General features: G+C 56.9%; 17 protein-coding genes and 2 pseudogenes. 17 read left to right on the forward strand and 2 right to left on the reverse strand.

Translation table 11 applies throughout. The annotated features are described in order from the left end of the window. Positions 1-183: 183 nt before the first annotated feature. The 7 genes from Q8R10_RS02720 (at position 184) to Q8R10_RS02750 (ending at position 12,353) form a co-directional block, all read left to right on the forward strand. Complete coding sequence (locus Q8R10_RS02720; protein WP_305650774.1) at positions 184-2,865, forward strand: LuxR C-terminal-related transcriptional regulator; 2,682 nt, start codon at positions 184-186, stop codon at positions 2,863-2,865. Positions 2,866-3,162: 297 nt separating this feature from the next. Continuing rightward, a complete protein-coding gene (locus Q8R10_RS02725) occupies positions 3,163-4,329 on the forward strand; it encodes an acetyl-CoA acetyltransferase (RefSeq protein ID WP_305650775.1) in 1,167 nt (388 codons plus the stop codon). Between the two features lie 82 nt (positions 4,330-4,411). Next, positions 4,412-6,310: a DUF1302 domain-containing protein gene (locus tag Q8R10_RS02730; protein WP_305650777.1), complete on the forward strand. Its 1,899-nt coding sequence runs from the start codon at positions 4,412-4,414 to the stop codon at positions 6,308-6,310. 39 nt (positions 6,311-6,349) lie between these two features. Beyond that, positions 6,350-7,720 carry a DUF1329 domain-containing protein gene (locus tag Q8R10_RS02735; RefSeq protein WP_305650779.1) on the forward strand — a complete coding sequence of 457 codons (1,371 nt, stop codon included), beginning with the start codon at positions 6,350-6,352 and terminating at the stop codon, positions 7,718-7,720. A gap of 81 nt (positions 7,721-7,801) precedes the next feature. Further along, positions 7,802-8,884 carry a YCF48-related protein gene (locus Q8R10_RS02740; protein ID WP_305650781.1) on the forward strand — a complete coding sequence of 361 codons (1,083 nt, stop codon included), beginning with the start codon at positions 7,802-7,804 and terminating at the stop codon, positions 8,882-8,884. A 40-nt stretch (positions 8,885-8,924) separates the two neighbouring features. After that, on the forward strand, positions 8,925-11,396 hold the full coding sequence (locus Q8R10_RS02745) for an RND family transporter (RefSeq protein WP_305650783.1): 2,472 nt from the start codon (positions 8,925-8,927) through the stop codon (positions 11,394-11,396). A 195-nt stretch (positions 11,397-11,591) separates the two neighbouring features. Next, on the forward strand, positions 11,592-12,353 hold the full coding sequence (locus Q8R10_RS02750; protein ID WP_305650785.1) for a hypothetical protein: 762 nt from the start codon (positions 11,592-11,594) through the stop codon (positions 12,351-12,353). Positions 12,354-12,407: 54 nt separating this feature from the next. Here the strand turns inward: Q8R10_RS02750 and Q8R10_RS02755 are convergent, their stop codons facing one another. Together Q8R10_RS02755 and Q8R10_RS02760 are read right to left on the reverse strand one after the other, a co-directional pair. Further along, positions 12,408-14,066: a diguanylate cyclase gene (locus tag Q8R10_RS02755; protein WP_305650787.1), complete on the reverse strand. Its 1,659-nt coding sequence runs from the start codon at positions 14,064-14,066 to the stop codon at positions 12,408-12,410. A 171-nt stretch (positions 14,067-14,237) separates the two neighbouring features. Then, positions 14,238-14,645: a response regulator gene (locus Q8R10_RS02760; RefSeq protein WP_305650789.1), complete on the reverse strand. Its 408-nt coding sequence runs from the start codon at positions 14,643-14,645 to the stop codon at positions 14,238-14,240. A 756-nt stretch (positions 14,646-15,401) separates the two neighbouring features. Here Q8R10_RS02760 and Q8R10_RS20795 point away from each other — a divergent pair. The 10 genes and pseudogenes from Q8R10_RS20795 to Q8R10_RS02810 form a co-directional block, all read left to right on the forward strand. Beyond that, positions 15,402-15,563 (forward strand): annotated as a pseudogene (locus tag Q8R10_RS20795) (methyl-accepting chemotaxis protein); the annotation flags it as partial. Between the two features lie 360 nt (positions 15,564-15,923). Beyond that, positions 15,924-16,214 (forward strand): STAS domain-containing protein, encoded by a 291-nt coding sequence (locus Q8R10_RS02770; protein WP_305650792.1) that lies wholly within the window; start codon positions 15,924-15,926, stop codon positions 16,212-16,214. 9 nt (positions 16,215-16,223) lie between these two features. Next, positions 16,224-17,957, forward strand: a complete 1,734-nt coding sequence (locus Q8R10_RS02775) for a fused response regulator/phosphatase (RefSeq protein ID WP_305650794.1) — start codon at positions 16,224-16,226, stop codon at positions 17,955-17,957. A 23-nt stretch (positions 17,958-17,980) separates the two neighbouring features. After that, positions 17,981-18,346 (forward strand): response regulator, encoded by a 366-nt coding sequence (locus Q8R10_RS02780; protein WP_305650796.1) that lies wholly within the window; start codon positions 17,981-17,983, stop codon positions 18,344-18,346. Between the two features lie 22 nt (positions 18,347-18,368). Next, positions 18,369-20,261 (forward strand): chemotaxis protein CheA, encoded by a 1,893-nt coding sequence (locus Q8R10_RS02785; protein WP_305650798.1) that lies wholly within the window; start codon positions 18,369-18,371, stop codon positions 20,259-20,261. Next, the gene (locus tag Q8R10_RS02790; RefSeq protein ID WP_305650800.1) at positions 20,254-20,742 is read left to right on the forward strand and encodes a chemotaxis protein CheW; all 489 of its coding nucleotides are present in this window, start codon (positions 20,254-20,256) and stop codon (positions 20,740-20,742) included. The genes Q8R10_RS02785 and Q8R10_RS02790 overlap by 8 nt, the downstream gene beginning before the upstream one ends. Positions 20,743-21,647: 905 nt before the next feature. Continuing rightward, positions 21,648-23,192 (forward strand): annotated as a pseudogene (locus tag Q8R10_RS02795) (methyl-accepting chemotaxis protein); the annotation flags it as partial. Positions 23,193-23,224: 32 nt separating this feature from the next. After that, positions 23,225-24,046 (forward strand): CheR family methyltransferase, encoded by an 822-nt coding sequence (locus Q8R10_RS02800; protein ID WP_305650804.1) that lies wholly within the window; start codon positions 23,225-23,227, stop codon positions 24,044-24,046. A gap of 2 nt (positions 24,047-24,048) precedes the next feature. Then, entirely contained in the window at positions 24,049-24,657 is a 609-nt protein-coding gene (gene cheD, locus Q8R10_RS02805) for a chemoreceptor glutamine deamidase CheD (protein ID WP_305650806.1), read from the forward strand. An 11-nt stretch (positions 24,658-24,668) separates the two neighbouring features. Next, the gene (locus Q8R10_RS02810; RefSeq protein WP_305650808.1) at positions 24,669-25,748 is read left to right on the forward strand and encodes a chemotaxis response regulator protein-glutamate methylesterase; all 1,080 of its coding nucleotides are present in this window, start codon (positions 24,669-24,671) and stop codon (positions 25,746-25,748) included. The last annotated feature ends 213 nt before the right edge of the window (positions 25,749-25,961 follow it).

Consider the following 25,961-nt stretch of genomic DNA (forward strand, 5'->3'; position numbering starts at 1 on the left):
CGGCGGTCGGCCAAACTTTGGCTGGGTGTTAATTGTTGTTCGGCTTGTGAGCCGTCTTTCGAAACTGTGTCCGCTGCGGTACCTTTGTCGAACAAAAAACCCATCCAGCACGCTGACGGTTCGAGCGACACCGTGCAGTCTTGGGCGTCCCCGGCGTATTTTTCGGCATGTATGTGAGGCAGATTGAGCGTAGAGCGTATAGAGCCTGAGCTGGTGCTCAAGGTCACGCCGCCGAGAGGGCAGAAGTCTGCTTTGGTGCGTCCACGTTTAAGTTTTACTAGTCCGCAATTGCTCGACAAGATGGCCGTTGCGGTGCAAGCCCCGGCCGGTTTCGGCAAAACCCTGCTGTTGGCGCAATGGCGCCGCGAGAGTCTGTCGCGCGGCGCCATAGTGGCGTGGTTGACCCTGGATGCTCGGGATAACGGCATGCGTTTTGTCCAGGGCCTGGCCGCTGCCATGGCCGTGGGCAGCGGCCGCCCGGCGTTTGCCCAATCGGTCGAGCGCCTACTCGGCCACACCAGTGATGAGCTGGAAGCATTGACCGGTTGGCTGGCCGATGTGGTCGATCTGGGCAGTGAAATAGTGCTGATCCTCGACGATGTGCATTGCTTGCCGGAGCAGACTGTTCGCCATTCCCTGACCTATTTGCTGCATAACGCCCCGGCTAATTTGCGGGTGGTGATGGCCTCGCGCGGGCGCCTGAGTTTGCCGGTTGGCGACTTGCTGGCCCATGCGCAATATGCCCAGCTGGGTGTTGATGAGCTGCGTTTTCAACCCGAGGAAACCTTGGGCTTATTGAGCGCGCGCTTTGCTGGACGGGTCGATGCCGACCTGAATATGCGCCTGCATGAAATTACCGAGGGCTGGCCGCTGGGCTTGCAACTGGCGCTCGCGGCCTTGGAAAAAAGCACCGATCTGGCCGCTGCGGTGCAGTCACTCTCAACCTGTCCGGGGAATATTCAGCAGTATTTTGTCGATAGTCTGATCGCCCGTTTGCCGCGCGAGCAGGTGGATTTTTTGATCCGCATAGCCCTGCTCGACATGCTGCATCCGCAGTTGTGTGCGGTCTTGGTGGATAACCCGGCGGCGGGCGAATGGCTGCAGCAGTTGTGTCTGCTGACGCCGATTTTTGTCGAGGGTCTGGACTCCGACTGGCTGCGCATTCATCCCTTGGCGCTGGAGTTTTTACGTGGGCATTTTGTCCGCCTGCCGCTCGCGGAACGCCAGCAGTTGCACCAAAAAGCCGCCGGCTGGCTGGCGGAGCATGGCTTGTTTGAGGAGGCTGCCCGCCAAGCACTGATGGCGGGCAGTGCCGAGCAGGCGCATCAGTTGGTCGAGCACTGCCTCTACGACATCATGCTGCGCGGTCAGTTTGGCCGGGTGCTGGAGTGGATCGAAATTCTGCCGACCCTGGAAGTCGGCGCGCGTCCTGGGCTGCGTCTGGCGGCCGCCTGGGCGTTGTCGATCAGTGCGCGGCATGCCGAGGCGGCGGGCCTGATTGCGCATATTCAAAATGATCCGCAGGCCGAGCCGAGCAAACGCTGTGAGGCGGATGCGATTGCCGCGGCGGCGGCGATGTTTGCCGACCGGCCCGATGAGGCCTACCGCATCATCGCCCCCTGGCTGGACCAGCCAGCCTTCGGCTCGGCGCGCTTGCAGTCGATAGTCGCGGGCCATCGGGCGCGCTTCAGTCTGTTCAGTGGGCAGCCGGAGAAGGCGCGCCATCTTTGCCAGCATGCGCCGAGCTATGAGTGCTCCTACGGCCTGGATGCGATTCGCGGTTTCAATCAGTGGTGCTTTGGCGGCTCCTACCTCTGGGAGGGGCGCATGTTGCCGGCGCAAAAAGCACTGCGTGCCAGCCTGGAGCGGGCCGAGCAGGATATCGGTCGGCGCAGCGCGGTGGCGGTGTCTATTGCGGCGGGCTTGGCGGCGGTACTGCTGGAGTGCGATGAGGTGCAGGAAGCCCATAGCGTGCTGGCCAATCGGCTGGACGCCATTGATCGCGGCGCGGCGCCAGAATCGATTGCGTTGGGCTACGTCACCCTGGCGCGCCTGGCGGTGTTGCAGGGGCAGTTGCAGCGCGCCTATGAACTGCTGGATGCGCTCTTTGCTCTAGGCGAAATACGCCACACCCCGCGCTTTGTGATCGCCTCGCTGTTCGAGCAGATCCGCATGCACAGCCTGCGCGGCCATGGGGATACCTGTTTGGCGTTGTGGCGGCGCTTGGATGCCTTGGTGCCGGACTCGGTGCGTGAGCAGCGCGGTTTGCTCGGGCCGGAGTTGGCGGTGCATGTGTTGCTGGCCAAGGTCTATGTCTGTCTGGCGCGGCGCGACTGGCCGGGCATGCTGTCGGCTGTGGAGCCGGCGGCGCTGCTCGCCGAGCGTTTGCGCCGCGGCCGCGAGAGCGTGCAGATTAAATTGCTCAAGGCGTTGGCGCTGCGCAACGCCGGTGACAACGGGCTCGACATGCTGCGCGAGGCCGTTGGTCTGGCGGAAGACTACGGCATGCGCCGCTCTTTGGAAGACATTCATCCAGAGATTGCCGAGTGGATCAGGGCGCTGCGGGCCGAGGAAGGACAGGCCGCTCTGGCCGTCTCCTTGACCTTGCCGGCGGCTCCTGCGGCACGCAATGAGCAGGGCCATGCGCAGGTGGCGGCCAGTCGCCTGCTGACGCCCAAGGAGCGCGAAGTGCTGCAATTGCTGGCGCGTAATCTGTCCAACAAACAGATAGCCCAGGCCCTGAGCGTTGGCGAGGAGACGGTGAAATGGCACCTGAAAAACCTCTTCGGCAAGTTCCAAGCCGGTACCCGTAAGCATGTGGTCGATCGCGCCTATATGTTAGGGATTCTGCACGCCGCGGATTGACCGGCATGTTAGATGTTAGGGATTCTGCACGCTGCGGATTGATCGGCATGTTAGATGTTAGGGATTCTGCACGCCGCAGATTGATTGCGCCTTTTGTCTCGCTCCAGGGTTAACCCCCCTGCGATTCCCCCCCCAACGAAGGGGGTTCCGATAGCCCCTCTCGACGCCTAGTCTGCAACCCATGTTCAGGGCTGACTGCGTGCGCGTAATAGCTCGGCAAAAAGCCTTTTTTGTTGTTGGCGTATTCGCCACTAATTGCAGCTGACTCGGCTGCGCAGTCGTCCAGGAGCACAGGGTATGGCTCGTAAGGTGCTGGTCGCAGGGGTTGGCATGACTCCGTTTGCGCCCCTGGGCGGTCTGGCCAGCGCAGCCAGCTTGGCGCAAACAGCGATTCGTGCGGCGCTGGATGATGCGCGAGTGGATGTGGATCTGATCGATCAGGCCTACAGCGCCTATGTGTATGGCGGGGTGGGGCTGGGCGATAGCGTGCTGGCAACGGTTGGCCTGGGTGGGATTCCCCTGTTCAGTTCGCGCGATGGCTGTGCGGCTGGTACTGCGGCGTTTCAGCAGGCGCGCCAGGCGCTGCTGGCGGGTGAGGCGGAATGTGCATTGGTGGTGGGGTTTGACGCCATGCCGGCGGGGATTACCAGCAACCAGTTTTTTGCCTTGGGCGAAGTGCCGCCGCCAGAGTGGGATGCGCTGCTTGGCAGCGATGAGCCACTGGCAGCCCTGCAGTGTCGGCAGTTTCCGGCGGCCTTGTATGCGGCGCAAACCCATTGGCTGCTGACGCGAATGGCGATTGATGAGGACAGTTTTGCCCGGGTTGCTAACCGTACACGGCAGCAGGCGGGGCTTAATCCGTTTGCGCTGATGCCGGCGGCAGAAGACGGTACAGGTTGGTTGCCCCCCTACCTGTGTCGTCCTGCGAGCGGGGCGGCAGCGTTGTTGTTATGCACCGATGAGTTTGCTCGGCGCTATGGTTTACGTGCAGAAGTAGCAGTGCTGGCCAGTGTGCGCGGCAGTGATACGGCGGCTGAATTAGAAGGTATTAACGTGCTGGATGTACTGGGGCGGGCAGTAACCCGCCGGCTCGCCCAGCAGGCTTATGAAGCGGCCGGGGTGGGGGCGGAAGAATTGGATTTGGTCGAGCTGCATGACCAGAGTGTCGGTGATCACATGATTACCAGTGCAGCCCTTGGTTTGTGCGCCGAAGAGCAGATTAACGGCTTCGTGCGTGAGGGGCTTAACAGCCAGGGTCGGCGGGTAAGTGTCTGTCCTTCGGGCGGTCTTTTGGGGCGCGGACATGCACCGGGCGCTACGGGTGTAGCACAGCTGGTTGAGATGGTTTGGCAGCTGCGTGGGGAGGCCAAATCACGTCAAGTGGAAGGGGCACGAACCGCTCTACAACAGAGTTCGTCACTGGGTCGAGCGGTATCTGTTTCAATTCTGCAATGCATCAGGTAAAAAACCAGGAGCAATCTACTATTGCACTGCTGGCGAGTGAATGGTGTTTGTTAACCACAATAAGAAAGGGTGAGTAAGAGCCATGAATAACAATAAAAAAATGTACAACCTGCGGCGGGGAGTGCTGGCTACAGCGGTTCTTGCGGCCGTGTGGAATATGCCAGTACAGGCCTTTGAAGTGGATACCGGTAACCCGGATCTGGCCATTCGCTTTGACAACACCGTGCGCTTGAACTACGCCCAGCGCGTGGAGGCAGCCAACTCTAAGCTCGCCAATTCTTGGAACGTCAACGACGGCGACCGCAATTTTTCTTCCGGCTCGCCAGTTTCTCAGCGCGTCGATTTGCTGACTGAACTCGATGTGGTTTATCAGGGCAATAAAGGCTTTCGTGTCAGCGCAGGCAGCTGGTATGACCACGCTTACGAAAATGTCGGCAGCTATAACCCGGCAACCAATCAGGTTGGCAATAATGGTCGGCCGGACTCGGGCACGATCAGCGGCTTTGCTGACCGTTACTACAACGGCCCGTCTGGCGAAATTCTCGATGCCTTTGTGTTCGCTGGCACCGAGTTTGACAACGGCATGCTGCTCAATGGTAAAGCCGGTAAGACCACCAACTACTGGGGTGAAACCCTCTACAACCCAGTACACGGCAATAGTTTCGGCCAGGGTGGCCTGGACTTAGCTAAGGGCGCGGCGGTTCCGGGAACTGAAGCTAAAGAGTTGTTTATTCCGCGTAAACAACTCTACGGTACTCTGATGATCGACGAAGAATTGATCGTTGGCGCGCAGTACTTCATGGGTTGGCAAGGCTCGCGCCTGCCGGAGTCGGGTACCTACTTGGGCTTTAACGACGTTGTGCAATATGGCAATGGGTTAGGAGCCATCGTAGGTGTGAATCCGCTGTCTGGGACTGGAACGTTCTTGGGCCTCATCGCCCAAAATCCAAACGATAATCCGTATTTTTGGCTGCAGAATGGTAAGACCTATGAGCCATCAGATAGTGGTGACTATGGTTTGATGGCCAAGTGGAGCCCGGCTTGGTTGGATGGCACCCTGAGCGCCTTTTACCGTGAAACTTCAGACGTATTACCGTTTGTCGCCGCCTCTGCCGACGCCTCAATTCCAAACTTGCTGGCAAACCGACGCAGCGGTCTTATTGGCACTTACAACCAGTTTTACGCCGACGATATTCATTTGTATGGCTTGAGTCTGTCGAAGAATATCGGTCCGGTCAGCGTGGGTTGGGACCTGAACTACCGCGAAAATATGCCGCTGCAAAGCATTTTGGCGCAGGTTAGAGATAAATCTATCGCTGTTGGTAGTTCTGGCTATGTCGCTCCCGGCTCATTTGGTTATATAGAGGCGCTGCCGACCAGTACTGGCGATATTCCCGGTGCGCGTGGCGATACCATCCATTCGGTCTTAAATGGCTTAGTGACCTTTGCCGATTCGCCGATTTGGGATGCTGCGTCCTTGGGGATGGAGCTGTCTTACGATCACGTGGTGTCGGTGGATGACAAAAACTCAAACCTCTACAAGGGTGATTCCTTGTACCGTGGGATTGATAAAGTTACCCCTAACTACTGGGGTTTCCAGACCACCTTTACACCTACCTGGTATCAGGTATTCCCGAGTGTCGATCTGTCCATGCCGCTGGCATTTAGCCAAGGCATCAGCGGCCACTCGGCAGTGGCTGCCGGTGGTGATGTGGGTACCGGTACTTACTCCATTGGCTTTGCTGCCGACTTCTACAACCAATACCGCTTCGATCTGAAGTACGTTGACTTCTTCGGTAAGTCCGAAACCTGTGAAAGTGAGTTTGATGGCGCCAGCCCTGGAGCTTCAGGTGATTATCGTTGCGGTACATCCAATCGTGTTGCGGGTGCAGGCCTAGGTCAAATCACCTCAAACGCCGGTACCAACTCGCTGTTGAAAGACCGCGGCATGATCACTGCCACCTTCAAGACTACGTTCTGATCCAAGCATTGCTTATGAAATAAGCAGGAGAATAATAATATGAAGTTCGTACACAGTTTGTTGGCCAGCGCTTTGGCGATGACCATTACGGGGGCTGCCCAAGCAGCAGTTTCGGCAGAAGAAGCCGCCAAGCTCGGTGCCAGTCTGACCCTGATTGGTGCAGAAAAAGCCGGTAACGCCGCCGGTACTATTCCTGAATTTACCGGCGGTTTGCCAACCAATACCTCGCCGCCTGGCTACAAGCCCGGCGATTCGGTGCGCCCCGATCCGTTCGCCAGCGAAACCCCGCGTGTGGTAATTACTGGCAAAAACATGGCTGAGCATAAAGACATGCTCACCAAAACCACTCAAGAGCTGTTGGCGCGTTTTCCTGGCTACCGCGTGGATGTTTATCCGACTCATCGTTCGGTAACCATTCCTAAGGCTTACCAGGACAACACGGTTAAAAACGCCACGGGCACTAAAAGTACCGAAGGCGGCATGGCCATGGAAAACGCCCTGCCGGGTGTGCCATTTCCAATTCCGGCCACTGGCACCGAGGTGATGTGGAACCACTTGCTGCGTTATCAGGGCAACACCCTGAGCACCAAGTATGACTCCTGGAACGTTGACGCCGCCGGTGCCGCGACCCTAGCAACCACAGGTTTAGGCTTTGTTGAGTATCCGCTGAGCGATCCAGAGCGGATCAACGTGCCGGCCTCTGAGGATGAGATTTTCTATCGCATTAAACTCTACTACTCGGGTCCGGCTCGTCGTGCCGGCGAAGCCTTGCTGGTGCAAGACTCGGTCAACCCACTTAAGCAGCCGCGTCGTGCTTGGCAATATCTGCCGGGTCAGCGCCGGGTGAAACTGGCTCCAGATATCTGCTGTGATACCCCGAACCCAGGTTCGGTGGGCGCCAGCACCTACGATGACACCTTCGTGTTCAGCGGTGCGATGGATCGCTTTGACTGGAAACTGGTCGGCAAAAAAGAGATGTACATTCCGTACAACTCTTACAAGTTGACCTATGAGCCGGAAACCGCCAAGTACATTGTGCCGAACTACATCGAGCCGGATATGGTCCGTTGGGAGCAGCATCGTGTTTGGGTGGTCGAGGCAACTCTGAAGCCAGACGCGCGGCACATCTACCACAAGCGTACCTTCTATGTGGACGAGGACAGCTGGGTAGCTGTGGCGTCGGATGCATACGATGCGCGTGATCAGCTGTTCCGGGGCTCGTTTGCGTTCCTCACGCCAAGCTGGGATGTACAGGCTTCGAACGCCACTACCCACATGATCTATGACTTGGTCGGCGGTACTTACAACATGACGGGTGTGTACGGTCCCCACGGTGGCGTGAAGTACATCGACAAGCTGAGCAAGGCTCAGTGGTCGGCGGAATCGCTAGCCGGTGCTGGTATTCGCTGATCATTGATCAGTCGTTCGTCACTCAGTCGCCGGATCGCATGCGTGCATGCAATCCGGCGACTTTTCTTGTGAGCAAGCATTATGGAATTCTCCAAGCGGATTGTGCTGTCGGCCTTGAGCCTGGCGCTGTTGCTGCAACAAGGTAGCGGCTTTGCCAGTGAATATGCCGAGATTCTCAATACCCCAGCGATGCAAAGTGAGCTGGCGATTCGCAACCAGTTAGTGGATGTAACCCAGGTTGGCAAGCGTCTGATTGCGGTCGGTCAGCGTGGTCATATTGTTTATTCTGATGATCTTGGCCAAACGTGGCAGCAGGCTAGCGTGCCGCTAAGTGCTGACCTGTTGGCTGTTTATTTTCCTACCAGCACCGATGGCTGGGCGGTTGGCCATTCGGGTGTGGTGTTGCACAGTGGTGATGCCGGTGCGACCTGGACCAAGCAGCTGGATGGTCGCCAAGTGGGCAAGGTGATGCTTGATCACTACAGCAAACTCTCGGCTACGCAACCGGACAATCAGCAACTGCTGACTTTGGCCGATGACGCCAAGCGCCTGCAAGACGAGGGGGAGGACAGCTCCTTTTTGGATGTTTGGTTCGAGAGCGACAAAGTGGGTTATATCGTCGGCACCTTTAATCTGATTTTTCGCACCGAAGATGGCGGCCAAACATGGGCGCCAATCCTTGAGCAGAGCGAAAACCCGCAGGGCTTTCACCTTAACGCCATCAATAAAATCGGCGATGAGCTTTACATCGTTGGCGAGCAAGGCTTGGTGCTGAAATTTGAGCCAGCCAGCCAGCGTTTCGTCGCGGTGCCCACCAGCTATGCCGGGACTTTTTTTGGCGTGACTGGTAAGCCTGGTCTGGTGTTGGTTTATGGTCTGCGCGGCAATGTTTATCGCAGCACCGATGCCGGCGTGAGCTGGAGCAAAATTGAAACCGGATTGCCGGTCAGTATCGCTGCCGCCAGCGTCGATGGCGCCGGCAATATGTATTTGCTGAGTCAGGCGGGCCATGTACTGGTCAGTACCGATGATGGCCAAAGTTTTGTATTGCGCGAGCAAGAACCACTGGCGCCTGTAGCCGGGGCGACAGTAACGACAGATAACCAGTTGGTGGTTGTCGGCAATCGTGGTGTGCGTCAGTTTCCGGTTTCAGCTTCGCGTTAAAAACAGTCATAACAAGAATTAATTAGGGGCATCCCAAGCCATGGCGAGCATCAAGCAAGACGCGATGCCGGTGATCCGCGATTTGAAAGACTTCGACGCGCGCTCCGGTAACAGATTGGAGCGGTTGATTTTTAACAATCGTCTGTTGTTCATCGTCAGTTTCATCATTGTTACGCTGTTCTTGGGCTACATGGCAGTGACTCGGCTGACCCTCAGCCCGAGCTTTGAGAAGATGATTCCTCAGAGTCACCCCTACATCCAGAACTTCATGGAGAACCGCAAGTCGTTGCGCGGCATGGGCAACACCGTGCGGATCGTGGTGGAAAACACCGAAGGCAGCATTTTTGATGCTGGCTACTTAAATACACTGAAAGAAATAAACGATGAGTTGTTTCTAACCCCTGGTGTCGATCGGGCCTGGCTCAAGTCCTTGTGGACGCCGGGTGTGCGCTGGACCGAAGTGACCGAGGAAGGCTTTACCGGCGGGCAAGTGATGCCGTCGAGCTTCAAAGGCACCCCGGAGGACATGGAGAAACTGCGGCAAAATATCGGCAAGGCCGGTATCGCCGGCAGCATGGTCTCCACCGATGGTAAGTCGAGCATGCTGGTGGTGCCGCTACTGGATAAAGACTCCGCCACCGGCAAAGGCATCAACTACTACGAGTTTGCGCATTTTCTTGAAGACCAGTTGCGCGACAAATACGAGTTTAACGGTGACACCAAAGCCCGCTTAGCCGGCAAAGAAGGCACGGGCAAGATCAAGATTCATATCATCGGCTTTGCCAAGCTGGTGGGCGATCTGGTCGATGGTTTGCTGCAGGTGATGATGTTTTTCGCCGCCGCCTTGGTGATCGCGGTGGCGATCATTTATGCCTACACCCGCTGCTGGCGCAGCACCTTCTTGGTGGTGTTCTGCTCGTTGATGGCGGTGGTTTGGCAGCTCGGTATTCTTGGTTTGCTGGGTTATCCGCTGGATCCGTATTCGGTGCTGGTACCGTTTTTGATTTTTGCTATCGGCGTGTCACACGCGGCGCAAAAAATGAACGGCATCATGCAAGACGTCGGTCGCGGCACGCATAAGCTGATTGCCGCCCGCTATACCTTCCGCCGCCTGTTTCTGGCGGGCGTGACGGCCTTGCTGGCGGATGCCGTCGGTTTTGCGGTGTTGCTGGTGATCGATATTCCGGTGATCCAAGACCTGGCGATTACCGCCAGTATTGGTGTGGCCGTATTGATTTTCACCTCGCTGATGCTGATGCCGGTGGCCTTGTCTTACGTTGGGGTAAGCCCAACGGCCGCCGCGCGCACCCTTAAAGAAGAGAACACCGAAGCCAGCGGCAAGGGCTTGGGGGTGATCTGGAATCTGCTGGATCACTTCACCGAGCGACGCTGGGCGACTGTCGCCATCGTTATCTCGATGATTTTGGCGATGGGTGGTTATGCCGTCAGCCTGCACCTGAAGATCGGTGATCTGGATGCTGGTGCTCCTGAGCTGCGCGCAGACTCGCGTTACAACCGTGACAACGCCTACATCACCTCGCACTACTCGATGTCGAGCGATGTGTTTGTGGTGATGGTCAAAACCCCGCCAGAAGGTTGCTTGAACCACCAAACCTTGGTTGAAGCCGACCGTTTAGCCTGGTTGCTGCAACAGCAGCCGGGCGTGCAGGCCACGGTATCTTTGGTGAACGCGGTACGGCAAATCACCGCGGGTACCTACGAAGGCAACCCTAAATTCTTCAGCATTGCGCATAACCAAAATGTGCTGAATTACTCGGCGCAGCAGGCCTCGGTCAACAGCCCCGAGTTGTTTAACGTCGATTGCTCGTTGATGCCGGTGATTGCCTTCCTGAAGGATCACAAGGCGGAAACCCTGGAAAGCGTCTCTAAGGTTGCGGAAGATTTTGCCCTGGAGCACAGCAGCAAAGACCGGCAGTTCTTGCTGGCGGCTGGCAACGCAGGCATCGAGGCGGCCACTAACAAGGTGGTGCATAACGCTAACCGCACCATGCTGCTGTACGTCTATATCGCCGTGTGCATCTTCTGTCTGATCACCTTCCGCAGCTGGCGGGCAATGTTGGTGGCAGTGCTGCCGCTGATGTTGACCTCGATCCTCTGTGAGGCGCTGATGGTGATGCTCGGGATTGGCGTCAAGGTCGCTACCTTGCCGGTGATCGCGTTGGGTGTTGGTATCGGCGTCGACTACGCGCTGTACTTGCTGAGCATTCAGCTGCAGTACCAGCGCTCGGGGATGACGCTGGCGGAGTCTTACAAGGGCGCGGTGGCATTTACCGGCAAAGTGGTGGCATTGGTTGGTGTTACCTTGGCCGCTGGCGTTATCACCTGGGCTTGGTCGCCGATCAAGTTCCAGGCCGACATGGGCATCTTGCTGACCTTTATGTTCATCTGGAACATGATCGGCGCGCTGGTGCTGATCCCGGCCTTGTCACACTTTTTGCTGAGCGATAAGTGGAGTGGGGTCGCGTCGGCTAACACCGAACAGAAGGCTTAAGAGTCGGCCTTGTTTGACGGCTCAGCATGGGTGGCGCGCAGCGCTATTCATGCTGATGCTGAGTTGTAACCGTGGCGCCGCACCCAAGCGGCGCCTCTGGTCAGCCGAATGCAGGCTCCGGCCGGCGACTGACCTATCCTGCGCACGGGCATTTATTTGCCAACTAATAATAAAAATACACAGGAGCAATTGGCTATGCGAGTAGGCTTTTTGTTGGGCGTGTTATTGATTTGTACGCAGGCCAAGGCTGATCAGCTCAACCTGCAATACCTGCATGACGTGCGCACTAACAGCTACTTGCTTTGCGCAAGCTCGATGTTGTATTTCAATCCCACTGAAAAAACTCAAGATCCACGGGCGCTAACCGGCAGCTTCGGTAATTTGACTCAGCTTGATACTCGCGTTGCGCAACTGGGTTTACCGCCGCAACTGGTTGAAATTGAAACCCTGATGAAGGCTGAGTTCAAAGCACTGGACGCCACACCACGGAGCAAAGCCCAGGATTATCCGGCGCATATTCTCAGTCTGCTGCAACTGCAGCAGCGGTTGGACGCTTGGGGGGCCGAGCAGTATCAGCAAGCGCTTCAGCAAGCGCCATTGCCGGTCGCTACATTGCATCAGCAAAGCCTAGATATGGCGCAGTTGCTACTCGACTATCAGGTTCGCCACTATCCCTTGCCGGCAGGCGCACCTATTGCGTTAACCCAGGTGCAGCGCGATCAATTAGATAAGGCCATTGCTGAGCGATTTGAGCTATTGCTTACGCAAAACGCTGCGCAGGCGGTAGAGCTTAACCGGGTACGCAGTAGCTACAGGTTTGTGCGCCCGCAATTGCTGGCCGGCGAAAATTTCCGCGCCAAGGGCGGCGCGGATTTTTATATCGCCCGCAATATTGCCGATCTTGATGAGATGGCCATGCAACTGGTGCTGAGCCCCACCGCCAGCGCTAGCCGGTAACAGCTCAGGCGCTACGAACAACGCCGTGCAGGCCAACCTGTGCGGCGTTGTGCTTTAGCAGGCCGACGTGCTGCAAAGCACTTGATTACGGCCGGCCGCTTTGGCGGCATACATGGCCTGATCGGCCAGTTCGATGAGTTGATTGGCGTTGGACTGGCTGTTGCCTTGCGCAATGCCGGCGCTGAACGTCACGTGAAAGCTGCTGTCATGGGCCATAAATGGCAGCTCGGCAAAGCGTTGGCGAATTTCATCGAGAATGTTTTTGGCTTGCTCAAGGTTGCAGTCGGGCAGCACCACGGTGAACTCTTCGCCGCCGTAGCGGCCAATGCTGTCTATCCGGCGCAAGCGTTGGCGCAACAGGTTGGAGAGGGCGCGAATAACGTTGTCGCCGATGGCATGGCCATAACGGTCGTTGACCTGCTTGAAGTTGTCCAGATCAAGCATGACCACGCAGGCAGAACCGCCATTACGCGCGCTACGTTCAACTTCTACCGCGACCTGTTCTTTGATATCGGCATGTTTAAGCAAGCCGGTCAGGCTGTCACGCGACAGCGCATTGCTGAGCAGGCGCGCGCGCTGGGCTCGGGCCAAGATGCTGGCGACCAAGGCGTGGTCAGAAATCGGTTTGCTGATAAAGTCATCGCCGGCCTTGAGCAGCGCTTTGATTTGATTGCTGATGTCGGTTTCGGCAGAAAGGTAAATGATTGGTACCCGCAGCCAAGCATCGTTAAAACGGATAATTTGCGCCAGTTCAGGCCCCGAACAAAGTGGCATATGCACATCCAGTAAGACCACTTCAGGGTTGAAACGGTGCATTACCTCATCGATGTTCTGCGGCTGGCTGAGCGTCTCGACCTGCATGCCGGCGTTGTCGAGCACCAGGCGGTAGCGCTTGGATAACTCCAGATCGTCATCAATGATCAGAACGCGGTAGGGTTTGCCGCGTTGCTGGACAAAAATGCTGTCCAGACGGCTTTCCAGTGCGCTGAAGTTGAGCGGTTTAGTGAAAAAGCCGGCGACCCCAACCCGCACCGCGCGCAGGCGGGTATCGAAGTCATGTTGCTGGGATATGACCAATAACGGCAGCGGTAGCGGCAGTTGCGCGGCAAGCTCGTGAGCAAATGCCAGACCGTCGGGGTTTTCTTCGTCGAGATGGCTGTCGATGATCAAGACATCGGGCAGTTGCCGGTTAACCGCCGCCCGGAGCGCAACGCTGGTGCGCACGTGCTCGGTGGCGTAGCCAAAGTTTTGCAATGTCGATTGCAGGCTTTCGCCCAGTTGCTGGTCGGGCTCAAGAATGTAGATGCGTCGATTTACTTTACTGTCGCTGCTGTTGAGGTACGGCGCTGTACTGGGTTCGCTGCTGTCACTGATTTGCGCTACGCAGTCTTGTTGGCTAAACAGTTGCAGCGCCTGTGCGTGGGCCTGTAATTGCGCCACCGTACTGGCGTTGAGCAGTGCCACACTGCTGAGCTCTAACGCCCGCGCTTGTATGCCTAGCTCGGCATAGCCAAAGGTGCCCGCAGCACCGGCAAGCTTGTGCAGTTGCTCGCGGATGTCCCGCAGTATCAGTTGTTGCACCGCCGAGTCGTTACTGGTTAACAGTTGTTGCGCAAGAGTGTGCAACTCCGGTAACTCTTTCTCCAAACGTTCACGAAACTGCGTACTAAGCGTCAGCAGCAGTTGTTGCAGTTCGTCGTCACTGGTCGTCATAGGCGATGCTCTGCTGTGCGTTGGGCCGACTGCTTGCGGGTTTGAGACCATGTCGGCCGCGCCCTGATAGGTTTTGCGCTGCACTGTGAGGTTAGCGCAGCTTGGGAAAGTTTCATTTCAGCGGCAATAGATAAGCCCCCGTCCGCCTGGGTGGGTGTACTCGCGAAAATCTCAGCAGGTTTTTGTTGGCGTGTCGTTCTGGCTGCGCGTCCAGATTTCCCGCACCTGATTGGCCAGTTGCATAGGGTCAAAGGGTTTGGTGATCACGTCACGGGCACCCAGACTCAGGTAATGCTCAATTTCCGCCGGTTGTACTTTGGCGGTCATAAAGGCCACTGGTACTCGTTGTATATCCACCAACTCGCGCAGTTGCAGCAGGGTTTGCGGGCCATCCATGTCGGGCATCATGACATCGAGCAGGATAAATTGCGGGTCAAAGGCCAGCACTTGATCCAGTGCCTCTTGGCCGCTGGCGCAGCTCAGCACTTGAAAGCCGCCGACCGCCTCCAGTGCAACCTTGGCTACGGCCTGGATCGAGCGGTCGTCTTCAACATGCAAGATACGGCTGAGTGAGGTCATGGCAGGCTCTTGAGCAAAGGTGACGCAGGGCGGTTTAAGCAAAGGCGGTAAATGCCGTGGCTGCAAGTGGGCGGTGCGGCTAATCAATCGGCCGCCGGTCCTGTTGACGCCGCGCGTGGGTGCAGCCAGGGGGTGATAAGTGCGCGCAGAGTTAAATTTATTGCTGTGCGGATCAATTGCCCAAGAGGCCGCGATCATGGGGGCGGGCTAAACCAAGCATAGCTTTGGTTGATAAAGCGGGGCTGTTTGTTTGCCGCTCGCCGCGGCAAGGGAGGGCGATCTGCCGCGGCGGCCAGCCAAGGACGGAGATGGCTTTGATTGACAGAGTCCGAAGAGCCTCTAGGGTTAAGTTGCTGGTGGAATGTAAACACAAAACGGAAGTGCCGAATGAATGGTTCTGCGCAGCCCGCCTTGGCAAAGCCGCTATCGTGGCCGCATTTACTCTTGGCGCAAGGCTTGCCTTGGTTGTTGAGCATCGGACTGTGGGGGCTGTTTCAGTCCGTGTGGCTGAGCCAGTTGTGCGGCGTGCTGATCAGTGCGGTGGTTAAGCAGATTAATGGCGTGCTCAGCGCCGCCATTGTTGATCTCAATGCCAGTTTCAACCAACTGGCGTGCAGTGTTAACGAGCAGCATGAACTTGCCCAGGAACTGATTGAAAACCATGGTAGTGGTAGCGGTTTGCAAGCCTTTGTGAGCACCACTCAGACCACGCTGGGCTTGTTCGTCGACTCCACCGTCGAAACCAGTCACACCTCCATGCAGTTGGTTGAGCGCATGGACTGCATCAGCGCCAAAATCGGTGACATTCTCAAGCCCACCACGGACATGAATGCCATCGCTAAACAGACCAATTTACTCGCCCTGAACGCCGCCATTGAGGCTGCGCGAGCCGGCGAGTCTGGTTGTGGTTTTGCCCTGGGGCCACGTAAGCAGGTCAACGAGATGCTCGGCGACTTGCAGCTCATGAGCATGCGCCCCCTGCAGATAATTGCCCAGTTGGACGGTATCTTCAGCGTGATCGGCGATGGCATTAATCGGGCGCTCACCGCCTTGCAGTTTCAAGACCTCAGCAGTCAGTTGCTGAGTTCAGATGCATACCGGCAGCCAAGGCCTGCAGGCTTTTTCACCGCGTCTGCAAGGGCATTCACGCGTGTCGGCGGCTAAGCAATTGCAACGCTTAGATGAGGAGCGACTACAGTTCAAACAGCTGCAGTCCGCTCCGGTGTCACAGACCAGCATGAATGCCGGCGGTATTGATCTTTTCTAGGGAGGGCTGCCATGAGCGCCGACAGTTTGGTGACGTTACGGCCGCAGGGCCGCTTTGATTTCAATAGTTTTCGTCATTTTCGCACTGACTATGAAAGCGCCTTGGCGCAAGACGGTGTGCAGTGCGTACGGGTGGATTTACAGCAGGTGCAATACATCGACTCGGCCGCTTTGGGTATTTTGCTGTTGTTGCGCGATAACGCGGCGCCCCAGGGCGTCAAAGTCGAGTTGGCCAACGTGCAAGGCACGGTCAAGGATGTGCTGGAAATTGCCAATTTCCATAAAATCTTCACCATTCGATAGCTCCCTAGCATGCGGCCACTGAGCATTCTCGCCATCGATGACGATCCACTGATCGGCATGCTCATCGCTGCCTATGTTCAGCGTCTTGGGCATGCGGTGGTGCATGTGCTTAGTGGTGAGCAGGCCTTGCTGCGTTACGCCGAGCAGGCTTTTGACTTGGTCTTGGTCGACCGGCAAATGCCCGGTTTAGACGGGCTCGACACCACGCGGGCGTTGCGCGAAATGCAGCAAGCCCGTGGCTGGCTGCCGATCATCATGCTATCGGGCGGCACGGCGATTGATGAGCAGGTACTGGCACTGAACGCGGGTTGCGATGACTTTATCGCCAAACCGATTAATTTTCAGATCCTCGAAGCCAAGCTCAACTCGTTCTGGCGCATTGCGCGCATGCAGCAGCAAATCGCCGGACAGCATCAGCAGTTGCAGCACTACGCCAGCCTTGAGGCCGAAGAGCGGCGGATCTGCAGTTTTTTGATGGAGCGTTTGCTGCACCGCGAGATGCTCGACAGTCAGCACATTAAATACCTGCTGCAACCGGCCGCCGAGGTTTCCGGTGACTTGCTGCTGGCCTGCACCTCACGCAACGGTGATGTCTATGTGATGTTGGCCGATGCCACCGGCCATGGTTTGCCAGCGGCGCTGACGCTGATCCCGCTCTCGCAGGCGTTCTATGCCATGGCGGCCAAGGGCTTTCAGCTCGACACCATCGCTCGTGAGCTAAATCACCAACACCGCAGTTACAGCCCATCCGATCGTTTTGTTGCCGCCACCATGGCGCGGTATAACCCCTACGAGTCGAGCATTGAGGTGTGGAACGGTGGGTTGCCGCCGGCCTTGCTAATCGATTCGCAAGGCCAGGTGCTGCGCAGTTTTCGCTCGCACAACCTGCCGTTAGGCATCTTGCCGAGCCATGAGTTTATCTGCGAGACCGAGACCGTGCAGGTGGCCGAGTGCAGCCACTTGTTACTGTTTTCGGATGGTTTGATTGAGGCTGAGAACCCGACCGCAGAGCCCTTTGGGTTTGCCCAGTTACAGCAATGCGTGGCGGCGGGTGCGGTTGCGGACTGTCTTGAGCGGGTGCAAGCCGCAGTACTTAAACACCTGCAGGGCGCCATTGCGCATGACGACTTGTCCTGCTTATTGCTTGACTGCCGGGCCCCGGCAGTCAGCGCGGGCACTCAGTTAGAGCCAGCACCGGCGGCAACCACAAGCGGGCAGGTACAGAGCTGGGAGTTCAACCTGTGTCTGCAGGCCGAGCAGCTGCGCCGACTTGATCTGGAGCCGTTGTTGACGGAGTTCTGCAACACCCTCGGGCTTGATCCGCAGCGCCAAGGCCCGTTTAGCCTGATTCTGCGCGAGCTGATTACTAACGCGGTGGATCACGGCCTGCTCGGCTTAGGTTCTGGGCTGAAAGATGGCCCCGAAGGTTTTGAGCGTTATGTGCTGGCCCGCATTGAACGTTTAGAGGCGCTCACCAGCGGGCAGATTCAGCTGGATATTTGCCAGGTTGGCTCGCCACAGGGCAATCAGCTGAGTATCGGCGTGACCGACAGCGGCCCTGGATTTGACTGGCCCGGTCTAAAAAACTCGACTGCAGCACCCAGCCTTTATCACGGTCGTGGCCTGCAGTTGGTTCGTCGCTTGAGTAGTCGCGTCGAAATCCATGGTCGTGGCAATCGGGTCACGGCACTGCTTTGCTGGGACTCGATACCGGGAACTAAAGCGGCAGAGCGGTTTTTATAAATTTTAATGGAGGCATTTAACGGATGAGCAAATCCATTCTGATTGTTGACGACTCGGCTTCAATCCGCCAAATGCTCGGCTTCACCTTGCGCTCTGCCGGTTATGAGGTGGACGAAGCCGTGGATGGTCGCGACGGCTTAGGCAAAGCGCAGCGCAAGAGTTATCAGTTGGTATTTACCGACCAAAATATGCCCAACATGGACGGTTTAACCCTGATCAAAAGCCTGCGCGGCTTGCCCAACTACCGCACCGTGCCGATTTTAATGCTAACCACCGAAGCCGCCGACAGCATGAAATTGCAAGGCCGTGAAGCCGGGGCCACGGGCTGGCTGGTGAAGCCTTTCGACCCTCCCAAGTTGCTGGAAGTCACCAAGAAAGTTCTGAACTGAAACTCGACCAGGGCAGGTAATCATGACATTTGGCATGAGTCAGTTTCTCGGAGTGTTTTTCGAGGAAGCAGAAGAGCACTTGGCGGCACTTGAGCATTTGTTGTTGACGCTGGACATTGCCCAGCCCGACCCCGAAGCGCTAAACGGGATTTTTCGTGCGGCCCATTCGATCAAGGGCTCCAGTGGCATGTTCGGTTTTGATGACCTGACGTCGGTCACCCACGTGCTGGAAACCTTGCTGGATAAAGTCCGCTCCGGGCAGATCGCCTTGCAAGCCGAGATGATCGATGTCCTGCTCGAGTCGCGCGACGTGCTGCTGCAACTGTTGGCGGCGCACAAGCATGAAACGCCGGACCCGAGTATCCCGGTCGAAGCCACGCGAGCGCGGCTGCAACGGCTTATCGACCAGCAGGGCGGTGCCGCAGCGGCACCAGGAGTGGCGCACGACAATGATGACAGTTTTGGTTTTTTCACCGATGCACCTGGTGCGCCGGCAGAAACTGCACCGGTGGTTGCCGAGCAGCAGGCTTACGGGTTGTTCGCCGATGAGCCTGCGCCGGTTGCCGCTGTCGCCGTAACCGACAGCGGTTACGGTTTCTTTGATGATGCCCCCGGCGCGCCAGTGACAGCTTCGCTGGTAAACCGCGCGGCACAAACGCCGGCGCCCGCTGCCGAACGGCGCAGTACGGACCGGCGGGGTGTTGGCGGCAGTGCGGCACCCGCCGAGAGTGAGTCCAGTTCGATTCGCGTTAGCGTTGAGCGCATCGACAGCCTGATCAACCAAGTGGGCGAGCTGGTCATCACCCAGGCAATGCTGGCGCAACTGAGTTTGGTGCTTGACCCCAGCGAACACGAGCGGATTTTTCAGGCGCTGAGCCAACTCGAACACAACAGCCGTGAGCTGCAAGAGGCGGTGATGTCGATCCGTATGTTGCCGATTAGCTTTGTGTTTAATCGCTTCCCGCGCTTGGTCCGCGACACCTGCGGCAAGCTGGGCAAACAGGTTGAGTTGGTGTTGCGCGGCGAACATACCGAGCTCGACAAAGGGGTGATTGAGAAACTCACCGACCCACTCACCCATATCATCCGTAACAGCATTGACCACGGTATTGAACTGCCCGCCGAGCGCATCGCTGCCGGTAAGCCGGCGACCGGTACCGTGCGCATGTCGGCATTCCATCAAGGCGGGCGCATCGTGGTGGAAATCAGCGATGACGGCAAAGGTCTCTCACGCGAAAGAATTCTTGCCAAGGCTCGTGAGCAAGGCATGGCGGTCACCGATGAGATGCCCGACAGCGAGGTTTGGCTGCTGATTTTCATGCCGGGTTTTTCGACCGCCGAGGCGGTCACCGACTTGTCTGGTCGCGGGGTCGGCATGGATGTGGTGCGCCGTAATATCACCTCGATCGGCGGGCGCATTGAGATCAAATCGATGGCTGGCCAGGGCACCCATATAGTCATCCGCCTGCCACTGACCCTGGCGATTCTCGACGGCATGATTGTCGAGGTCGACAAGGTGCATTACGTGGTGCCGCTGACCTACATCGTCGAGTCGTTGCAGCTTAAAGATGAGCACATCTACAGCATGAGTGGCAGCAGCAGTGCGGTGATCCGCGTGCGCGATGAGTATTTGCCGCTACTCTCACTGCACTGTCTGCTCAACCAAACGGCGGCTCCGCCCCCCGCAGTCGGCGGCCTGGTGCTGATTCTGGAAGCCGAGGGCAACAGCTTTGCCTTGCAGGTCGATGAGCTGATCGGCCAGCAGCAAGTGGTGATCAAAAGCCTGGAACAAAACTTTCGCCGCATCGACGGCATTACCGGCGCCACCATCATGGGCGATGGCAGCGTGGCATTAATTCTCGATGTCGATGCCCTGCCTCGACTCGCCGGCCAAGGAGCGCCAAGCCATGCATGAAAACACTGAAGCCAAACGCATTAGCGAACCCACCCAAGAGTTTCTAACCTTCACCCTAGGCCATGAGGAGTACGCCATCGACATCCTGCGAGTGCAGGAAATTCGTGGCTACGATCAGGTCACCGCCATCGCCAACAGCCCGGCGTTTATCAAAGGCGTGATCAATTTGCGCGGCGCCATAGTGCCGATTATCGACCTGCGGATTAAGTTCAACCTGAGCACCGTGACCTACGACCAGTTCACCGTGGTGATCATCCTCAATGTGCTCAAGCGCATCATCGGCGTGGTGGTCGATTCGGTCTCCGACGTTATCGCCCTAGCCGACGAAGCCATCCGGCCGCCACCTGAATTTGGCGGCACCTTTAATACCGAGTATCTCAAAGGCTTGGCCACGGTTGAGGAGCGCATGTTGATCTTGGTCGACATCGAAAAACTGATGAGCAGTGGCGAAATGGCCCTGCTCAACGAAGTGGTCGATTAGTGGCACAAGGCGTTAAAACATCCAAAACAAACTGAAGCAACATTGGCCGGCAGCAGCCCCAAGGGACGCTCCACCAATCAGGAGGCAACATGACTAAGGTTCTTGATCGCTTCACGCTGCTGCAGAAACTGTTGTTGTTACTGGTGACTTTTGTGTTGAGCGTTTCGGTGATTGCATTCATTTGCATTACGACTATCCAGTCGCTGCGCTCTGGCGGCGAAATGCAGTCGGGTATCACCACGTCCAATGAGTTGCTGGCCGACACCTTGCCGCCACCGTTGTTCATTATCGAGGCGCGCAATGCCGTCGCACTACTGCGCATCGACAAGTCTGAAGCCAATATCACCCGTATGGCTGAGCAATTGCGTCTGCTGCAGCAGAGCTTCCAGCAACGTTACGATTACACGCTGACAACCCCGCTTAATAGTCAGGAGCGGGAGCTAATTGCCGACGGGATCAGCCTGTATGCCAAGAGCTTTTTCAATCGAGCCCTGGGAACCTATCTGACCGCCCTGCGCAGTGGCGATGAAAGCGCCATTGATCGCGAGTTCCGGGCCTTGCAGGAAGACGGCAGGCTGCAGGAAGAGGCGGTGCATCGGCTCGTTATCGCAGTCACCGCCGCTGCCGAGGCCTACAAAGCCCAGGTCAATGCGCAAGTTGAGAGCAGCCTAAGTCAAGCCTACTGGGTTATAGGTTTGGGCGTGCTGGCCTTCGTGGTGATCTTTAGTCTGAGTCTGCAGTCGATCCGTGCTCAGCTGGGCGCAGATCCGGCGACAGTACGTGACGCCATGCGCCGCCTGCTGGCCGGCGATAGCAAGCTTGACCTGAAGGTTACGAGCAGTGACAAGGACAGTCTCCTGGCTGGTATGTCCGAAGTGGCTAGGCGCTTTACCGACAACTCCCGCGTGCGCAGCGCGCTGGATAACGTCAGCAGCAATGTGATGATTGCCGATAACGACCGCAACATCATCTACATGAACAAGACGGTGTTTGCCATGCTGCAAAACGCCGAGAGCGACTTGCGTAAAGTGCTGCCGAGTTTTGACACCAACAAGCTACAGGGCGGCTCTATTGATCAGTTCCACAAAAATCCTGAACACCAAAAACGCCTGCTGGCAACTTTCACCAGTACCTTCCGCACGCAAATCGTGGTTGGCCCGCGCACCTTTGCCTTGGTCGCTAACCCCGTATTGAATGAGTCCGGGGAGCGGCTTGGCTCGGTGGTGGAATGGGCTGATCGGACTGTCGAGGTTGCGGTTGAGCGCGAGGTTGCCAGTTTGGTGACTGCCGCCGGTGCTGGTGATTTTAGTCAGCGTATCGAAGTGAGTGATAAAGAAGGCTTCTTCCTCAATCTTGCCACAGGCCTTAACCAGCTGATGGCCACCTCCGATAAGGGCCTCAAAGATGTGGTGCGGGTGCTGGGTGCGCTGGCCGAGGGCAATCTGACCCAGCGTATCGATGCCGAGTATCAGGGCACCTTTGGCCAACTCAAAGACTACTCCAATGAAACCGCGCAGAGCTTGTCGAGCATGCTCGGTCAGATCCGTGAATCGGCGGACACCATCTATACCGCCGCCAGCGAAATCGCCACCGGCAACGCCGACTTGTCGGCGCGTACCGAGCAGCAAGCCTCCAGTCTTGAGGAAACGGCCTCGAGCATGGAGGAGTTGACCTCAACCGTGAAACTCAATGCCGACAATGCCCGTCAGGCTAACTCCTTGGCGGCCAATGCCTCCGAGGTGGCGATCACCGGCGGCGCGGTGGTGCAGCAAGTGGTGCACACCATGTCGTCAATCAACGACTCGGCGCGCAAAATTTCCGACATCATTGGTGTCATCGATGGCATCGCCTTCCAGACCAATATCCTCGCCCTCAATGCTGCAGTCGAAGCCGCGCGCGCCGGTGATCAGGGGCGCGGTTTTGCCGTGGTGGCTGCAGAGGTACGAACCCTGGCGCAACGTTCAGCGGCCGCCGCGAAAGAGATCAAAACACTCATCTCTGACTCGGTCGATAAAGTTGATACCGGTAACGCGCTGGTGGCTAAAGCGGGCGTGACCATGGGCGAGATCGTGGTGGCGATCAAGCGCGTGACCGACATCATGTCGGAAATCGCTGCCGCCTCTGCCGAGCAGAGCACGGGTATTGAGGAGGTCAATGGCGCCGTTTCGCAAATGGATGAGATGACTCAGCAAAACGCCGCACTGGTTGAGCAGGCGGCAGCGGCGGCAGAGTCGATGCAAGAACAAGCGTCGGTACTCTCGCAAGCAGTGGCGGTATTTAAGTTCGATGAGGCCGGTTCAGCACATATGAGCGCACCACGTCTGAGTCCGCAGCGCGCTGCACCCAGCATAAGCCGCACGGCGGGGCACAGTGTGTCGCGGGCCAAGGCTCCGGTTAAAGTGTTGCCACGATCAAGCAAGCCTAAAGATGACGAATGGGAGGAGTTCTGAGTCTGCCGCCACGCGTGGTTGATGGGCAGGAGATGCGTGAGTTTCACTACACGCAGGACGATTTCCAGCGAGTCCGAAATCTGCTCTATCAGCGCGCGGGGATTAATCTCTCGGCTAGCAAGGATCAGATGGTTTACAGCCGTCTGGCCAGAAGGCTGCGCAGCTTACGCCTGCGCAGTTTTACCGAGTACTTCAGCTACCTTGATCGGTATGAGGGTGAATGGCAGCAATTCATTAATGCATTGACCACCAATCTCACCTCCTTCTTTCGTGAGCGTCACCATTTCGACATGCTTGCCGCTCATGTGCGCAAGCATGCGCATGAGCGGCGACCGCTACGTATTTGGTGTTCCGCCTCAAGCACCGGCGAGGAGCCTTATTCGCTGGCCATGACCATGATTGAAGCGCTGGGCAGTTTGACGCCGGCTGTTGAAATTATCGCCTCCGATATCGATACCGGCGTGCTCACTACTGCGCGTGCCGGTGTGTATCCCGATCAGCGGGTCGAACAGCTTGAGCTTGCCCGTAAAAAGAACTTTTTCCTGCGTGGTAAAGGCGCGCAGCTGGGTCATGTGCGTGTGCGTCAAGAGTTGCAGGCGCTGATTGAGTTTCGGCAGATTAATTTGCTGGACGCTGATTGGGGGATAGCACCGGGGCTGGATGTGATTTTTTGTCGCAATGTGATGATTTATTTCGATAAGCCAACCCAGAGCAAAATTTTAGAGCGAATGATTCGCCTGCTTCGGCCGGACGGTTTGTTTTTTGCCGGGCATTCAGAAAGTTTTGTGCATGCCACTCATTTGGTGAAATTGATTGAGCGTACGGTTTACCGTCCGGTTGTGAAGGCGCATTGAACATGGAGTTCGATTTCATCAGCTCGCTTGCACCCAACGCCTACTTCGATCGAAATTTTGATTGTGAGGCGGTGAAGATTTTGCCTGGCGAATACTTTGTCACTCAGCGCGACATTGTGATAGTTACCGTGCTTGGCTCCTGCGTGTCGGTCTGTCTGCGTGATCGCGTCAGCGGCATTGGCGGCATGAATCACTTCATGTTGCCGGGTAACGGCGATGGCGGCATTAGCCCCATTTCGGTCTCCGCTCGCTATGGCGTATATGCCATGGAGCTGTTGATCAATCACTTGTTAAAACTTGGTGCGCGGCGCAATTGCTTTGAGGCCAAGGTGTTTGGCGGTGGCAGTGTGTTGCGCGGGATGACGGCCAATAATGTCGGCGATCGCAATGCTGAGTTTGTTCGTGAGTATTTGCTCACTGAAAAAATCCAGGTGGTTGCCGAAGACCTGTTGGATATCTATCCACGCAAGGTTTATTACTTTCCAGCCACGGGCCGGGTGATGGTCAAAAAGCTCAAGAGCTTGCACAACACCACGCTGTTTGATCGTGAGATGGAATACAGCATGCGCATCAAGAAGTCTCCGGTGTCGGGCGATATCGACCTTTTTTAGAGTGAGTGGGTATGCCAATAAAGGTTTTAGTGGTGGATGACTCGGCGCTGATCCGTGCGTTACTGAAAGAAATCATTCAGGCCGATCCCGAGTTGGAGCTGATCGGCGTGGCACCCGATGCCTATGTTGCGCGCGATTTGATCAAACAACTCAACCCCGATGTGCTGACTCTTGATGTTGAAATGCCGCGCATGGACGGTCTGACCTTTCTCGAAAAGCTTATGCACGGCCATCCGATGCCGGTGGTAATGATTTCATCGCTTACCGAGCGCGGCTCAGAGGCCACTTTCCGAGCGCTCGAGCTGGGAGCCGTGGACTTCGTAGCCAAACCAAAGCTGGGGATTCGCGAGGGGATGCAGGCTTACGCCGAAGAGATTTGCTACAAGTTGAAAGCTGCCAGCATGTCGCGAGTCAGTGCTCGACCCGCGATTGCTATGAAGTCTGTTCCGGGGCAGGCAGCAGAGAGTTCATCGCCAGGATTACCGCGGCCGATAATAGGCACGGAAAAGATCATTGCCATAGGTGCTTCAACTGGTGGAACTGAGGCAATTAAAGATGTGCTACTTGGAATGCCGGCAGATAGCCCTGGCATTGTGATTACCCAGCATATGCCCCCTGGATTTACCCGCTCATTTGCCGAGCGGCTTAATCGGCTAACCCGCCTGACGGTAAGTGAGGCGCAAGGTGGCGAACGTATCTTGCCAGGGCATGCCTTTATTGCACCGGGAGACCAACATCTGTTGGTTGAGCGTTCCGGTGCCAACTATGTCATTCGACTATCGGATGCGCCGGCGGTTAGACGTCATAAGCCTGCAGTGGATCCAATGTTTAGCTCGGTCGCGCAGTGCGCTGGCCGCAACGTTATAGCGGCCTTATTAACTGGTATGGGCAAGGACGGCGCGCAGGGCATGCTCGCGATACGTCAGGCGGGCGGCTACACGGTGGCGCAGGATGAGGCCACCTGCGTGGTTTACGGTATGCCACGAGAAGCCGTCAGCATTGGTGCGGCAGAAGAGGTGTTGCCATTAAACGAGGTTGCCACAGCCTTGCTTCAGCAAGCGCGTAAACGTGGCGGCGGCAACCGCGTCTAACGCACCTATATATAGGTGCCGCGCGTGGAATCTTGATCAACTGTAATTAAGCCTTGACGTGTCAATCTGAGGGCCTATAATGCGCACCTCTTACGGCGTAGACCTCTCGTAAAACTCCTTGTAAAACAAGAAGTTAGCTTTAAATGAGGGGTTGCAAAGCAGCGAAATCTGCGTAGAATGCGCCGGGCTGACAGGGTGGTGGTTTGATCCTGT

Origin of the sequence: Pseudomonas sp. (genome assembly GCF_030698175.1) — a bacterium.
In the GTDB taxonomy this organism is placed as follows: Bacteria; Pseudomonadota; Gammaproteobacteria; order Pseudomonadales; family Pseudomonadaceae; genus Aquipseudomonas.